Origin of the sequence: Mesorhizobium sp. M4B.F.Ca.ET.089.01.1.1 (assembly GCF_004022605.1) — a bacterium.
Taxonomy (GTDB): Bacteria; Pseudomonadota; Alphaproteobacteria; order Rhizobiales; family Rhizobiaceae; genus Mesorhizobium; species Mesorhizobium abyssinicae.
The window spans coordinates 1-15,513 of record NZ_RZOS01000102.1 but is presented as its reverse complement, the minus strand read 5'-3'; the positions used below and the strand labels follow the sequence as shown (position 1 = coordinate 15,513).

Sequence of the window (15,513 nt, the reverse complement as noted above, 5' to 3'; positions counted from 1 at the left end):
AGTATACAGAAATCAATGGCAGGCTTGAGGGACTGAAAGGCCTGCAGGGGCCGGCAGCCAGCCAGGTGACGCTGGCTGAGGCGTATGAGGAATTTGGCGTCGCGCAAAAAGATGCGGCCGACCTTGCCGTGGATGTCGAACCGATCAAGCAGGCATTGGTCGCCCAGGCGAAGCAGAGAAATCCGCACCATTTTGATTGGGACGGCTACACGAACGGCGAGGGTGACTTCACCGGCAAACTGAAATCGCAGCAAGTGATCGAGGAGAATGGACAGCTCTATCTCGTAAACACCTATGAGAATGATGTTTTCAGCGACAAAGACGGCAACGACACGCCAGTCCTAAAATATGCTCTGACATACGATCTCGGCGACAAGAATATCCGGGACGATTTCCGCAACAATCCGCTCAACAAACAGTGGCAGGAGCTGCTGGCATCGACACAAAGCTCGGCTTCGGCGCCGGTCTGCACGCCCAATGGGACAGGTTCGCAATCGGCGCTGGCGGCAGCCAAATCCAAGATCGTCGGGGTGCAGGTCGAGCAGTTCGACGCGAAGCTCAAAGATGCGAAAGCCAAGCTCGTCGACGCGACGACGGCTCGCGACAAAGCAATCACCGAGCATGGCGGGGGCACCGTCGAAGCGCCTGCCGGCACACTGCAGCCGGGCGAGAAGCCGGTAAAGGTCACGGTGAACGGCCGCGAGCTTTGGGTCGCACCGGAGGTTGCCGCTGCCTACGAAAAGAGTGGGCCGGGCGCAATCGGCGCCAGCGGCAAGTCGGTCCGGATCGAGATGGATGGCCAGTGGCTGTGGGTGCACCCCGAAGTGGCGGCCGCGGAAATCGACAGGGGTTTAGCAGAAACCGAAAAGACTCAACTGGAGACATGGAACAAGGATGTCCGCCCCGCGATGGTGGCGGCGCGCGATTGGTACGGCTTCTACGCAAGCAACCCCAAGCTTCTGACCTATGGCAACGAAGAGCATGAGGCGCGGCTCAAAAACACGTATTTCGAGGAGCACAAGGATCAGGCGCTCGCCGGCTATCAGGTCCGGCTGAAGCAGCTGTACGACAACGGGTTCACGGGCGAATACAAGCAATACAAGCCCGGCGAGCTCAGCGGCACGGTTGCCCGCACTCTCGGCCTCGACGAATCGAGCGAGGGGGTCACGAAGGTTACCGGAGAGATCACCGACCGTGCCGGCGAAAACGCGGAGGTCAAGGTCGTGCCGATCTTCTCGCTGGATGGCGGGATGGAATCGTCGACGGCACTGTTCGCGATCAAGAACGATGGAAAAGAAATCGGCTACGTCGACAGCTCCGGCAAATACTACGGCAGCTTCGACGAATTCCAGCATGAGAACCGCATCTTCAGCCAGAACGGCAAGCTGATCCTGGCCAAGGGCGGCGACATGAAGCTCGGCGCCGATGGGTTCTCGCTCGACGAGGTGGAGATCGCCGACGCACGCAAGGTTGATTTCTGGGACAAGGCCACCGACATCGGTCTTGGCATCGTCGCCGGCGCCGCCACCATCGTCTCGTTCGTTCCGGGCGGTCAATGGGCCATTCCCATTGCGATCACCTCCGGCGCGGCTCTTGGCGGCAAGACGCTCTACAAGGAAGGCGAGCATCTGCTTCAGGGCGGCGACTTCGACAGTCAGTCGGCCTGGAATGTCGCCACCGGCGTGACCGCGTTCCTGCCCGTAGGGGCCGGCGCCCTGCGCACGTTCGGCCTGGCAAGGGCCGGCCTGTCCACGTCCGAGGCGTTCGCGGGCGGATTCGGCATGGCGCGCATGAGTGACGCCAGCTGGGGCATTGGCAAACTCCGCGTAAACGTAACGCAATCCTCTTATGCCGAACAGGCAGCGAGCTATCTGCAAAGCGGCAGCAAGCTGACCAACACAGCCTGGGGCCTCGATGCCGGGGGCGTGGTCACCGGTATTCCGGTGCTTGCCAGGTCGGCGGAGGATCTGGCCAGGCACGGCGGTGAAATGTCATTTGCCGAACTTGCGAACGCCATCATGGGCATCGGCACCGGCGCGGTCGGCACGGGCCTTGGCGGCCGCTCGTTGCTGTACAACATGCCTGGAGCGTCCGGTCCTCGGGGCGGCGACGCGACTCCCACGTCAGGCTTTCCACCGCCGGGCGGACCGGATTCGGGGCCGGGACCGCGGGCGGTCTACGCGATGGGCCAGGACGGTGTTTACAGGCCCACCGGCGAATACGTCATGCCGGACCCGAATGAGATCGTTATCCAGGGCGAGGTGATCGGCGAAACCAGCGGCCAGCCGGGGCCCGGTTTCAGCGCTCGGGAGGGGGCCGGAAATCCAGTTGGTCAGCGCGCGCTGCCAGCCGGCAAGTCAGAGGGCCAGAATCAGCCGCCATCGACTGGTGACAAGACTGATCCCTCAGGCAACAGTCAGCCGTCGCGGCCGATCGTCTTGCATGAGCCATTCGAAGGCGCTGGAAGCGGTGACCCGACGATGCTGCCGGGCCGCGATCCAGATGGCTTGGCCGTGCGAAGCCCAGCCAACCCCACTGACGGCGATCCCATCATCGTGTCGAACAAGCCGACCGTGACAGAGGTCCCGGTGCATCTCGTGTGGGATCCGGAAACGCGCAGCTTCACTGGCACGCCTGAACGCGACACAGGCGGGTATGTCTACACAAGCGGCAAGGATCCCAAAACACCCTCGGCCTATCTCGACGGCTTGACCACCGAACAGCTGGTCACCCGTTACGAACAGGAGAAAAGCTACTATTCCAGCCACGAGCTGGCAGAGCGCTATGGCCCGGATGGCATTCCAGAAACAGCGCGGAGGACGGCGGACGAAAGCGCAGCGCCTGGCGCCAACCCGCTGGCAGGCGTCGAGCCGGCCAAACAGAAGAACTGGGGAGATTTCAGGATATCCGCGCTCGGGCGGGTTCGGTTCAACTCCGATCCGGTAAACATGGCCGTCCATTCGATCCCGGGTATGCCTGAGGCCCTCCAGTTGGGATCGCCGACCTGGCGGTCATACATGGTGGGCCTAGGGACACGCACCGATTATCGTGCCCTTTGGCAGTCATTTGCCGACAGCGTCAAATACCGGTCGCTCGAACCGGCACGCTATAGTCTCGGCAAGGAACTGGGAATCTCCATTCGCCCGAACGAGCATCGCAACGTCACGCTCGCGCAGCTCGGCCTCAAGGTTCAGCGCCAGACGGCTTTCCAGTTCAAAGGTCAGGATCTTCTCGACGCGGCACGTCAAAGGCTGTTCGGCGAGGCCTCGGATTCCGTCTTCACGGTCATGCCGCGTTCTGCCAGCGTTGAGGGTCCGGCAGGGAACAAGGGTTGGGCCGTGGAGCTCACATTCAGCCTCGCCCTTCGCTCAAAGTCGGCAATTTTGAAGGACGGTGAAAGCGACTTCTTGCGTCAAACGGCGGACGGCAAGACGGAATTCTCGGAGTTCCACGGCGACGTTCCGTATCGCAAAGTTTACTTGGAGGACAAGTATTACCTGACGAGCTTGCTAAGCGTCGAGAAGCGCTACGAAGTGGCGATGGACGCAACATTGCCCAAGGGAACGATCGTCAATTCAGATTTCGTCGACGCGAACAAGGGAGTGCTTGACCGCCTGCGACTGAGGGCCCAGTTCGTCGTGAAGGACGAGCATACGGCGCAGGCGCTTGCCGACAATCCTGACATGAGCACGATCCGGACACTGGTGGCGTCGGGAGAAATCGATGCTCAGAAATCGATCTTGTTCATTCCTGGCTCGGCAAGCGGGATGCGGCAATCTGCTGTTCCCGGCTTGGCGCTGGGCGAGACAATTGTCGATCTCACGGGAAAAAGTCGACGCGTGTGGGATGCCGGCGCAAGCCGGCTCGAGGTCATCGTCAACGAGGCATTCCACAAATTCCTGCCGAGTCCGGACCGCATTCTCCTGCGCAAGCTGCCTGCGCCCTACAATCATTATGTTCGCTCGGGCGGTCCGATCTATGTCAACCTTTTCGGCAAGCGTGAGGCTGTCGCCTCGACACTTGACGTTACGCTTGCGGTGCGGAGCCCGGCGCTCAAGTTGCGCGTGCCCTCCGTGCCGTTCCTCCAGCTGCCATTGGCGTTCACGGGCGAAATCAGGTTCTTCTACCGAACGAATTTGCCTGAGGTCGCCCCGATCGTCGCGAAGGGCGACTTCGTTGGACGTGAATTTACCTTCGCCGACAACCTGCCTGTGGAAATAGCGGTTCCGCGCTGGCTGCATGAACTCGACCAGCGTGCCGACAGGGGCGGAGGTCTGGCATTTCCGAGAGGCGGCAAGGCGTCTTTCGGAAAATGGCTGGATGAACTCGAAACGACCGCGACACCCGGTCAGAAGGCCGATATCGAGGCGTTCCGCCAATCCACGTTGCTGTCACTCAAGGATGAAGCCTTCATTCCACCTGGCGCGATGAGCGCCATCCGTAACTTCCTCGAGACACAGGCAAAACCAATTGAGATGCCGCCGCCGGAATTCATCTATCTGGCGCCATCCGACCAGCAGCAGGCGCTTGCGCGCTGGTATGGTGAGCAGGGGGTTGCTCCTTCGCCCTCAGACAGGCCTCTTTGGTTTCGACGGCCAGCACCGCCGGCAGGCAACCCTGCGCCTGGGCAAGACGCGGCCGCAGGCGCCGCCAACGCTGCGTCGGCCGGTAAACGCCCGCCAAGAACCCTGCAGCTTCAGGACGAGAGCGGCAATGTGATTACCGCCACAATGCTGGGCAACGGGCCGAACAGTCCGGAGCAGGTTTATGTGCCGCCGGCCGACGGACCAAAGGCGCGCGGCGACGAACCGGAGCTGATGGACAAGTCGCATATTCTTTATCGGGACCCGGAGACGGGCGAAGCATATGTCCTGCCATGGGTGCGCGGCGGCTCGCAGGACCACGTGCCGGGCAGCCAGGGACGGCCGGAGGGAGAAGCCGTGCCGCCGCAGGCAATGCCGGCCAGGAAGGCAATCGAGGCGGCGCCGCCGACCACCTTTTCGCTGCAGCAGGTGCGCAACATGCGGCAGCCTGAAAAATGGAAGGCCGGCGAGACCTACACACGCGAACTCAACGGATCGCTTGGGGAGGCGCATTTCCCGGTCGCGGCCAATCCGGACGGCCCGCATCCGGTCTTCGGCGAGGGCGGGCGCTACGTGGATTCGCCTGTCTTCAAGAGCCCTGACGTGATCGAGGCCATCGAGGTAAAGACCTACCATCGCTGGACGACCATCAACGGTGTCGCCCAGATGCGCGAAGTGCCGCTGACGCCAAAACTGCAGGAGCAGATCAACAAGGATGTGGCGCTGCGCAACGAGAACCCCGCCTATCAGCCGCGCTGGGTTTTCCTCGATGCGCCGCCTTCCGCGGAATTGCAGCGGGCGCTCGACGATGCGGGAATTGTCGGCAACATCTTCGGACACAGCAAGCCCGCTACGGCAACTCCGCAATCTCAACCGGCGTCGAGCCAGGTCGCCGCGGGCCGCACCATCCATCTCCAGGACAGGAATGGCGAGGTGATCGTCGCGGCAATGCTGGGCACGGAGCCGAGGAGCCCGGAACAGGTTTATGTGCCGCCTTCCGACGGGCCCCGCGCCCCGGCCGATGCTCCGGAGGTGCAGGACAAGACGCACATACTGGTCTACGACCCCGACACGGGTGAAGCCGTCGTGCTGCCCTGGATACGCGGTGCCTCCGGTGGCCACGCGCTCACCCGGAATGGCGTCAGAGCGACCCCGCTTGACCAGGTGCCGGATCTCGTCATGGGCGATTTCCAGCCGAACCAGGTTCCATGGCTCAAGCGAGAGCAGGTGGCCGAGCTGACAAAACAGCAGTTCCGCGACATGGATCGGGCCGGCTTGCTGCCGTCTCTGACCAAGGGCCAGCTGCGCGGTATCCCGAAGGCAAAGATAGGCTATGTCAACATCGCGGGCCTCGAGGCGAAGCAGGTTCCCTGGCTGACCGAGGGTCACGTCCGGAATATGACCGACCAGCAGTTCCGGGACCTCTGCAAAGCCGGTTTGACGCCTCACCTGACGAAACCACAGATGCGGGCGATCAAAGGAGACATGGTCGAGTTCGTTGACGCGTCGACATTGGAAGCGCGCCAGGTTCCGTGGTTCAAGCCCGGCCAGGTCGCGAAGTTCACGTCAGAGCAGTTCAAGGACCTGGCCACGGCCGGATTGCTGAACAACCTCACCGAGCGCCAGGTTCCGGCGATCCCCGAAAACATGATCGATTCCATTGACACTGCGAAGCTCGATCCCAAGCAGGTGCCGTGGCTTACCGAGAAGCAGATTCCGGTGCTGACCCGCGATCAATGGGGTGCTTTCACGATCCACCACATCGAAGCCCTGACCCAGCCGCAGATCGAAGCGGTGACACCAAAACAGTTCGAGGAAATGAGCCCCGGCCAGTTCCGCAAGTTCACGCCTGAGCAGTTCGGGTGGATGGGCGGAGATCAGACGAACGGCCTCTCCGTGCTGCAACTGACGACCTATCGTGCCACCCACAGCAAGGCGATGGCGCCGGATCAGGCTGCCAGTGTCGATCTGGCCCTCAGCCATGCGAGGATGCGCGAAAACGCTCAGGCGCTCGCCACCTTTGGCGGCATGTCGACCACCTCCTACGCGTTATGGAGTTCGTTGCCGCCAACCTGGAGCGCGACTGCCGCAGCCGTGGCATTTGGCGTGCGAGGCTTCGTTTTCGGCTCGCAGGCGATCTTCCCCAACGCAACCGCAAATCACAAGCCGTTCGGGCGATTCCTCAACGCGCTCGGCGGGGCCACATTCATTGCAGCGGCGCCAGGTGCCGCAACCGGGATGATCCAGGGTAAGGACCTTGTCGTCAACAGCACGTTTTCGCTCGGCAACGTCGTCTATGGCACGAAGTCGATGCTGCAGTCGTTCACCGGCAGACCGGTGATCCGAAATGTGGCCGAACATCTGGCTGGACCCGGTTATGTGCTTGGCTGCGCCGTCTATACGCTGCATTCCTGGCCGGCGCCGATCGCCACGGTCGCCGGCACCCTGTTCACGTTCGGTTGCGCCGAATTCTGGGCATCGGCGATAAGGACGGACCGGATGAATCGCCGTTCGGTGCCGCGAACCGATGCCGATAGGGCGGCGGCGGAAAAGTCCGACAAAAGATGGGGTGCGTGGGATCGGTGGACCCTGGGCATAACCTTCGGCGTCGGCATGCTTCTCTTCTCGTTGGACTCGCTGCTGACGAAGCCTTGGGAAGGCGCCCCGACCTCTCCACCCGATCCGAAAAAACCGGACGGCGATGCCTCGTCCCAGCAACCCGATGATCCGTCGGATGTTCCGCCGCAAACCCCGCCCGAGGACTTCCCGCAACTCGTGGTGTCGGCGGATGACGGCCTGAATTTGCGGACAGAGCCCGACGGGGATTCGAGCGTGGCCACGGTCCTGCAGCCCGGCACGTTCGTCGAACAGACCGCGAAGCCTTCGAGCGACCCGTCAGGAGAAGCCTGGATACCTGTCGAAGGTTTCGGACCGGACGGCAAAATGCATAGCGGCTGGGTTTCCAGCGACCATGTCGAGGTCCATCCAGAGGGCAGCAGCAATGCCGAAGGCCGCACGAACCCGACGCTGGAGAAGGGCGGCTATCAGTGGGTCGAGGTCAAGAGCGGCGACAGCATTCGCCTGATCGCCAGGACGCATTCTGCGGATGTAGCGGAGACGGTGGTGCTCAACATGGATCACATCCTGAGCCCGGATCAGATTTTCTCGGGCGACCGCATCTATCTGCCGGTCACATCGGTCGGCTGAGGAGCGGCCGGCTCAGTCTAGTCAGCAGGAGCCTTGCCGATCCTTGCGGCATAGGCGTGTGCGACACAGGCGGCCAGCTTCGCCGCCCGCTCCGCTATCGGATTGGAGGGCTCGGAAGAGTAAGAGGCGGTAAACCGCAGGTCGGACGGGTGCCATTCGCAATCGATGATGCGCAGTTGGCCGCCTGCGGCATAGTCCCGGACCACTTCCTCGGGGAGAGAGGCTATGCCGATACCGTTGAGCGTCATCTTGATGGACGCGGCCAGCGAATTGGCCGGAAAGATGCGCGGCGTCTCTTCCAACTCGCCGGTCAGCTTGCGGTAAAGCTCGCTGTAGGGCGTTGTGGTGCGCGCGTAGCTGATGATGGGAAATTGCATCAGATCGTTCAGCGTCAGCTTACGCCGGTTCGGCAATTTCAGCTGCGGCGAGCACACCCAGACGAGCGGAAAGGACGGCAGTCCGATATTCTCGATGCTGTACTCCAGAACCGGGCCCATCAGCACCGCAAGATCGAGCCTATGCGACATGAGTTCGTTGCGAAGGGTGGTCGTCGCGTCAACGACGATATCGGTGTCGATCAGCGGATAGTTTGCCTGCAACTCCTTCAGGAAATCCGGCAGCCAGGTGTGCACGATGGTTTCGGCAACGCCGAGCCTGAGCACTCCCGCCGTTTCTGAAAGGGAGTTGGCCGTCAGTTGCAGCCGTTCCGCCACCCGCAAGACGCGTTGTGCGGGCGGCAGCAGCCGCTGTCCCTCGGCGGTGAGCCTGACAGTGCTGCTTTGCCGCTCGAACAGCTTGGCACCCAGCGCTTCTTCCAGGCCGGCAATTCGGGTGGATACCGCCGGCTGCGTTGTGTTCAGTCGTTCGGCCGCCTTTCGAAAGCTTCCGAAAGTCGCCACCAGCAGAAATGTTTCGAGCTGCTTGATGTTGAAAGGGATCACGATTCAATGCCGGACAATAATCTGGGCGCCGATCTTCACTCGGTCATATAGGTCGATGACGTCTTCATTGGTCATGCGGATAGCCACTGTTCGATCGAGCCTGCGCAGGCGCCATGGCGACAGTCAACGTGGCAGCAATCAGAACTGATTCGCCCAAGCTCTGGGCGAGGCTCAGCCCGATCGACGTCCAGCGCCCCGGACTTCCGGCGGGAGCATCCAGATGCGCGACCAGGTTCTTGCTTGCCGCCACCGAGGCCGATCCTTCCCATCCAGGCATAGAATCCGGCGATCACGAAGCGGTGACGCCTGATTCCAGCGCGCACCATATCGCTTTGCTCGCCGTTCGCAACATTTGGAACCAAATGCACATGAGCAATCCAATTGGACTTCCAATTTTGCAGTGCGCACGATAAAAGCGAGTTGGCGGGTTAAACCATGAGACAGGCGAGGCGGGTCATCGCTCCGCGTCGTCCTGTGATAGGACCAACGTTGACGGGACGCGGTACCTGCCATGCACGCTGGTTGTCGGGAGCCAAGGCTGTTTTCGCGGCCGGCGGCCTCGCGATGATCCTGGCGCTTGGCCTCGCTTCGTCTCGGGCGAGCGCCGCCGAGCCACGCTGGCCCGCCGGCCCGTACAAATACATCACGGTCGATCAGTCGGTGACGGACGCGCTGATCGAGCTTGGCCGCAACATGCGCGTGCCGATGCGTGTCAGCAAGCTTGTGAAGGGGCGCCTGAGCGCCGGCATGCCGGTTGGAACCGCCCGCGAATTCCTGGAAGAGATCTGCAATCGGTACGGCCTGGTCTGGCATTTCGACGGCATCGTCATGAACGTCGCGACCGAGGCTGAAGTCCAGACCGAGATGATCCCGCTCGATGCCAACGGGGCTGCCAGTGCGGAAGATCGGCTGCAGCGGCTGGGCGTCATCGATCCGAGGTTTCCGATCAAGGTTTCCAGTCAAGACGATGTCGTCTCGGTGTCGGGGCCGCCGTCCTACGTCGAACTCGTGAGGAAGACGCTCGGAGTTCCTGCCGCATCGAGCCCGAAGCGGGAGCCCGGCAAGGTCGTTTCGATCCGCGTTTTCCGCGGCGGCAAGCTGGCGGAGACACAGAATGTGCCCGTCAAACCGAACTGAAACAGGAGGCCAGGTTCATGCAGATCGCGCCGATTGGAGCCCTGGAAGCAACGCTGGCAAATTTGACCACCAGCATAAGTTCGCAACAGCAGATCACCGCCGGCGCGGCAGCGCAGCCGGGCAACCGGATGGTGGGCGCCAAGCAGGAAAAGCACGATGTTGCAAAGGCCAGCACGCCCGACCGAGGCGATGTCGCCACGCCGGCAGGTCGGCAGGTGGCGCAGGCATCGTCCGGCGCCAATCCGGCAATGGCCGGACAATCCGCCAAAGCGGAACGGACCGAGCCGATCGTGGAGCGCCAACTCTTCGATTATCTGGCCGAGGCGGAGAAGGCAGGGGGTGGGGCGCTCACCGATCCGTCGGCACTGTTCGGTTCCGCCGTTCGGTCGCTTGAAGGAACCATGCAGCAGGTCCAGAAAGCCCTCGGCCAGGCGAACACCCCCGTGAACGCTGAAGCAGCCTCGCTGCAGGAGGCCGCCGGCAAGGCGGCGACGTCGGGCAAGGAAGGCGAAAGCGCGCCGGCAAAGAACGCCGAGCAACTTCTCGAGCGATCGATTTCGGTGATGTGGGCAGCCGCCAATCTCGAGGTGGTGACGAGCAGCGTGACCGCCGTCACCTCGTCCACCAGCACGCTGATCAAGCAACAGTAAGCGCTACGGAGTGTTCGTGCCCACGCTATCCTTGCCGCGGCGATCAACGCTTTTGAATCGGTGCGGCGCCCGGTGCCGGGTCGCGCTGGTTGTCATCGGCATGCTTGTGCTCCAGGCGTGCTCGGTGGAGCTCTATTCCAACCTCAACCAGCAGCAGGCCAATGAGATCGTGGCCACGCTGATGCGTCGCGGGATCCCGGCCCAGCGCGAGGCCGGCAAGGACGGCAAGATGACGGTGTCTGTGCAGAAGGGCCGTTTCGCCGAAGCCATGGCAATCCTCGACGAAAGCGGATTGCCCAAGCAGGAATTCCAGACGCTCGGCGAGGTGTTCAAGAGAGACGGACTGGTGTCCTCGCCGGTGGAAGAGCGGGCGACGATGATCTACGGCCTGAGCCAGGAGCTTTCGCAGACGATCTCGGGCATCGACGGCGTGCTTTCCGCACGCGTCCATCTCGTCCTGCCGGAGAACGATCCGCTGAGACAGCAGCTGGTGCCGTCCTCCGCCTCCGTCTTCATCCGCCATCGCGCGTCGGTCCCGATGAATGAGCTGATCCCGCAGGTCAAGATGCTGGTGGCCAAGGGTATCGCCGGACTGACCTATGACAATGTCTCGGTCACGCTCATCCCGGTGGCCGCGACGGCCCCCGAGCACGAAACCGCCGAAGCAGGCTTCACGACATTCCTTGGCCTCTGGCTGCATCCGGACAGCGTCGCCGCCGCGATGTGGCTGTTCTACGGCATGGCTGCGGCCATACTGGCGCTGGCTGCCCGGCTGGCCTACCTCCAGTGGTATCGACGGCCGGGTGTCTATGCGCTCGACGCATCCGCTCTGCCGGTGAAGAAGACATGACCGGGACCGGCTCGCAGCAAACCGCCAGCCCGGAATGGCAGGCATTCATGGCCAATCCCGCATCCTATGCGGATGCGGCCCGGCTTGCGGAATGCTTTGACGGCACGATCAGCGAGGCCGCCTGCGAGCGCATGCTGCGATCGCAGCGCCTGCAGGAACGACTGTCCAAATTGCTGCTCGAGCGCTACCGGCTCCATTCCGCGGCCGATGAGCCGGCCGACGCGGTGGATCGGGCGATCGCCTTGTCATCGGATGAGGAGTTGGAGGAGCTTGCGCTCCGCTCGGGCGCGATCTACTGGGCCGGCAGTCTGGCCGCTGTCATCGATGGACGCGAAGCCGCCGGATTGCAGGCGGCCCTTGGCGCCGATCTCTGCGCCTTGTCGGTCGCCAACCGCGATCTCGCCGGTCCGACCCAGTCCTTGCAGCCCTTGGAAGATATTCACGATCGCGTCTATGCCGATGGGCTGAGCTGCCTTGGCGCGTGGTGTCAGGCGATGCCCGGCGAGACGAGCATGCGGGTTCGCCTCAAGCTGATGCCGCACGGGTCTGTCGACGCAGCGGCGGCCGAAGCATTTGCCGCTGCCGGTCCGGCGATTGTTCGACGAGCGATGAGCGAGACGAGATGATCGAACCGGGCAAAGCGATCGACGCCATGCCGAGACGCCCTTCTGCGCGCATCCTGCGCGCCGCGGAAGTGCGCGCCTGGCAGGATGGGCACGCCTTTCTCGACGAGGCGAGGCACGATGCCCAGCAGTTGCGCGAAGCCGCCCGGCGAGCTTACGCGGCCGAATATGCGCAGGGCTATGAGGACGGCAAGGCGCAGGGCGATGCGGACGCCACGCGGCTGATCGGCGAAACAGCGGTCAAGGTGGACCGCTATCTTGGCGGGCTGGAGGCCGAAGTCATCGGTCTGGCCGTCGAAATCGTCAGGCGAATGCTGGGCGAGTTCGACGTCGGCACGCTTGTCGCCAGGGCCGCGCGACAGGCGGTTTCCGAAATTCGCCGTGCCAAATATCTGAAGGTCCGGGTTCATCCCGCTTCCGTCGACAGGGTCCGGGACGAGCTGAACGCGGTCCTGCGCGAGAGCGATCTGGGCATTGCCGTCGAGATCGACACGGATGATGCGCTGGCGGCCGGCGCCTGCATCGTTTCGACCGACTTTGCCGTCGTCGATGCCAGCATCGACGCGCAGCTCAAGGGCATAGCTGCCGCCATCGCGTCGAAGGCGGAGGTTGCATGACGACGCCCGCTACCGAAATCGAAAATCGCCTGGCGTCCATCATCCCCGGCCTGCGCTCCGGCCTGCGCGACGATGCCAGCCGGCCGAGGCGAGGGCGCGTGCGGAGGGTCACCGGCACCGTCATTCATGCGACCGTGGAGGAAGCCCGGATCGGCGAGATATGCGAACTGATCGACCCCAGGACAGGCAGGACGACCAGGGCGGAAGTGGTCGGCCTCCTGGACGAGATGGCGATCCTCGTTCCGCTTGGCGATCTGACCGGCCTTTCGAGCCTGACCGAGGTCGTTGCGACCGGAAAGGACCAGCAGGTGCCCGTCGGTCCCGGCCTTCTTGGTCGAGTGATCAGCGCGCTCGGTGAGCCATTGGACGGCAAGCCGCTTGCGCCGGATGGCATTGCCGGCAGCTATCCGGTCAATGCCTATCCGCCATCTCCGCTTGAGCGCAGTTTGATTTCCGAGCCGATCCAGCTCGGCATCCGCGCCCTCGATGGGCTGCTCACCTGCGCGCGCGGGCAACGCGTCGGTATCTTCGGCGAACCTGGCGTCGGAAAGTCGATCCTGCTTTCAGATATCGTCAGCGGTACCGACGCCGATGTCGCCGTGGTCGCCCTTGTCGGCGAACGCGGGCGCGAGGTGCGCGAATTCGTTGAGCACCAGCTTGGAGCGGAAGGGCGGGGGCGGGCGATCGTCGTCGTCGCGACATCCGACCGGCCTGCCATCGAGCGCGTCAAGGCCGCTTATGTGGCGACCAGCATTGCGGAATATTTTCGCGACCAGGGCAAGCATGTGCTGCTTGCGATGGACAACATTACGAGATTTGCCCGAGCGCAGCGCGAGATCGGCCTGGCCTCGGGCGAGCCGCCGACGCGTCGCGGTTTTCCGTCTTCGCTGTTCGCGGTGCTGCCGCGTCTGCTCGAGCGCTCGGGGCCCGGCCGGGTCGGGTCCATCACCAGCCTCTACAGCGTTCTCCTGGAAGGCGACGGCACGCTGGATCCGGTCGCCGAGGAGATCCAGGCGCTTCTCGATGGCCATGTCTTCCTGTCGAACGAGCTGGCGCAGCGCAACCATTTCCCGGCCATCGACGTCCTGCGCAGTCGAAGCCGGCTGATGGATGCCGTCGTGCCGCCGGCGCACCGGGCTGACGCTGGCCGCCTTCGAGAGCTGCTTGCCCGCTACGCCGACATCGAGCTTCTCCTGCGCGTCGGGGAGTACCAAAAGGGCAGCGATGCCGTGGCGGACGAGGCGGTGGCGAAGATCGACGCCATCAATGCCTTCCTGCGACAACCGTCCGCCACGCACGAGGGCATCGAGAAGACACGCCAGCGCATGCGGGAGATCGTCAATGAAGGCGCCTGACACGATCGCCCGGCTGCGCGACCTCAGACGCCGCCGCGAAGAGCGCGCAACGGAAGAGGTGATCAGAAGGCAAGCCGCCGCGCAGCGGGCTGCGAGGGAGGTCGAGGAAGCGGCGGCCGCCGTCACCGAACACCTTCAGCGCACGGTCGACGCCGAAGATGCAGCGTTCGGTGCGCTTGTCGGACAGCCGGTGAAGGCTGCCAGCCTGTATCGGCTTCAGGGTCGGTTCGAAGTCGCCGCCAGCAAAACCGGGCAATTGCGAGAGAACGAGAAGATGGCCGGCGTAGCCGAGCAGCGACGCAAAGTGGAGCTGTCGGTAGCCCGCAAGGATCATCGCGCGAGCATGAGGGCCCTGACGAAGCTGGACGGGCTGCTGGAGCACCTGACCAGGCGCACCGCACGTCGTCGCCTGGCGCTTGCCGAGCTTTCCGAGGAGGAGGAGCGCGGTCCATCGCGCTTGCCCACAGAACGATAGCCCCAATCCGTGATCGTGAATATGGATCTGATGCCTCAAGCCTTCGCGTCGGCAAAAAGGAAAACGCGGTCAAAACCGGCGAAGCGCGCGGCCGCACGGTCGAGCGTCGGCGAGCTGCTGACGTTGGAATCCGTTGCGCCGGTTGACGTCGGTGCATTGAACGCCTTCTACCGCCGCCGCGCTCCCGCGGAGATCACGATTGCGGGGAAAGCCATGGCGATCGCGGCGGTCTGGCCGGCACCGAACCTTGCCAACGAGCAGCTTTGTACCATTGCGCTCACCGTCGGGGACGCCGTCGTCAACTTGCGCCTGCCGCTTTCTGTTGTCGAACGGGGCTTGGCCAGGGCGGACGAACTCCTCGACGTGCAACGATTGGCGCCTGCTCACGCCGCTCTGCTGCTGGAGGCCACGTTCGAGGACGATCTCGCTTGGATCGAGGGCAGGCTGGGCGAGAGGATCGCGATTACCTCGATCGCACCGGGAGATGCCGTTTCGGGCGAGATCCCATTCGCCTTTGTCCTGACCGGCAAGGATGAAGCGATCGACTGCGTCTTGCATGCTGACGACGGCGGTCTGGCGGCGCGGATCGGCCGCCTTCTCGACGAGCTCGGCAAGGCGAGGCCGCCGATCCCGGCTGGATTTCCGCTGCCGGTCCACCTTCGGCGGGGCCCGCTTGCGATCACCCTTGGCGAGTTGCGGAGCCTGCAGCCTGACGATGTGGTGCTTTTCAGGGATGCAGAGGAGGAACGCATGGCGGCGCTGGTGATTGCCGAGCGCCTCTATGCGCCGGTGGCCCTGACTGCCGATGGGCCGCAATTGCTTGCCGCGCCGACCGCAATCGCCGGATCGAATTGGGAGTGGACCATGAACGAGAACACGCCGCCGCCAGCCGGCCGGACCTTGGAAGAGTCGACCTTGGATGAGCTGCCGGTCGCGCTTGCCTTCGAGATCGGCCGCACGGCCATGCCGCTCGGCGAGGTAAGGCAGCTTGCGCCCGGCTCTGTCGTTGCCCTCGCCGATGTCACGGAGGCGAGTGTCGACATCATCGCCAACGGCAAGCGTATCGGTCGTGGCG

The 15,513-nt window shown here is 63.4% G+C and carries 11 protein-coding genes; 9 read left to right on the top strand and 2 right to left on the bottom strand.

The features are described 5' to 3' along the window. The first annotated feature begins 65 nt into the window (after positions 1–65). Positions 66–7,790, top strand: a complete 7,725-nt coding sequence (locus EN780_RS38830; RefSeq protein WP_210215038.1) for an SH3 domain-containing protein — start codon at positions 66–68, stop codon at positions 7,788–7,790. 17 nt (positions 7,791–7,807) lie between these two features. Here EN780_RS38830 and EN780_RS12680 read toward each other — a convergent pair whose 3' ends face one another. Both EN780_RS12680 and EN780_RS12675 read right to left on the bottom strand, forming a co-directional pair. After that, positions 7,808–8,731, bottom strand: a complete 924-nt coding sequence (locus tag EN780_RS12680; protein WP_128274067.1) for a LysR family transcriptional regulator — start codon at positions 8,729–8,731, stop codon at positions 7,808–7,810. A 64-nt stretch (positions 8,732–8,795) separates the two neighbouring features. Beyond that, a complete protein-coding gene (locus tag EN780_RS12675) occupies positions 8,796–8,981 on the bottom strand; it encodes a hypothetical protein (protein ID WP_128274065.1) in 186 nt (61 codons plus the stop codon). 239 nt (positions 8,982–9,220) lie between these two features. Here EN780_RS12675 and EN780_RS12670 point away from each other — a divergent pair, with 239 nt between their 5' ends. The 8 genes from EN780_RS12670 to sctQ form a co-directional block, all read left to right on the top strand. Continuing rightward, positions 9,221–9,868: a type III secretion protein gene (locus EN780_RS12670; RefSeq protein WP_245499945.1), complete on the top strand. Its 648-nt coding sequence runs from the start codon at positions 9,221–9,223 to the stop codon at positions 9,866–9,868. Between the two features lie 17 nt (positions 9,869–9,885). After that, on the top strand, positions 9,886–10,518 hold the full coding sequence (locus EN780_RS12665; RefSeq protein ID WP_128274063.1) for a hypothetical protein: 633 nt from the start codon (positions 9,886–9,888) through the stop codon (positions 10,516–10,518). Between the two features lie 10 nt (positions 10,519–10,528). Continuing rightward, on the top strand, positions 10,529–11,368 hold the full coding sequence (sctJ, locus tag EN780_RS12660) for a type III secretion inner membrane ring lipoprotein SctJ (RefSeq protein WP_348631256.1): 840 nt from the start codon (positions 10,529–10,531) through the stop codon (positions 11,366–11,368). Beyond that, complete coding sequence (locus tag EN780_RS12655) at positions 11,365–11,994, top strand: SctK family type III secretion system sorting platform protein (RefSeq protein WP_128274061.1); 630 nt, start codon at positions 11,365–11,367, stop codon at positions 11,992–11,994. Before sctJ ends, EN780_RS12655 begins: the two co-directional genes overlap by 4 nt. Then, complete coding sequence (gene sctL / locus EN780_RS12650) at positions 11,991–12,608, top strand: type III secretion system stator protein SctL (protein WP_128274059.1); 618 nt, start codon at positions 11,991–11,993, stop codon at positions 12,606–12,608. The genes EN780_RS12655 and sctL overlap by 4 nt, the downstream gene beginning before the upstream one ends. Next, positions 12,605–13,963, top strand: a complete 1,359-nt coding sequence (locus EN780_RS12645; RefSeq protein ID WP_128274057.1) for a FliI/YscN family ATPase — start codon at positions 12,605–12,607, stop codon at positions 13,961–13,963. The genes sctL and EN780_RS12645 overlap by 4 nt, the downstream gene beginning before the upstream one ends. After that, entirely contained in the window at positions 13,950–14,438 is a 489-nt protein-coding gene (locus EN780_RS12640; RefSeq protein WP_128274055.1) for a hypothetical protein, read from the top strand. The genes EN780_RS12645 and EN780_RS12640 overlap by 14 nt, the downstream gene beginning before the upstream one ends. A gap of 213 nt (positions 14,439–14,651) precedes the next feature. Beyond that, positions 14,652–15,513, top strand: an 862-nt coding sequence (gene sctQ / locus EN780_RS12635) for a type III secretion system cytoplasmic ring protein SctQ (RefSeq protein WP_189556521.1), incomplete at its 3' end; no start/stop codon positions are given.

Coding starts and splice junctions, on each gene's coding strand:
- EN780_RS12645 (WP_128274057.1), top strand. CDS start 12,605: ATGACGACGCCCGCTACCGAAATCGAAAATCGCCTGGCGTCCATCATC.
- EN780_RS12655 (WP_128274061.1), top strand. CDS start 11,365: ATGACCGGGACCGGCTCGCAGCAAACCGCCAGCCCGGAATGGCAGGCA.
- EN780_RS12640 (WP_128274055.1), top strand. CDS start 13,950: ATGAAGGCGCCTGACACGATCGCCCGGCTGCGCGACCTCAGACGCCGC.
- sctL (WP_128274059.1), top strand. CDS start 11,991: ATGATCGAACCGGGCAAAGCGATCGACGCCATGCCGAGACGCCCTTCT.
- EN780_RS12665 (WP_128274063.1), top strand. CDS start 9,886: ATGCAGATCGCGCCGATTGGAGCCCTGGAAGCAACGCTGGCAAATTTG.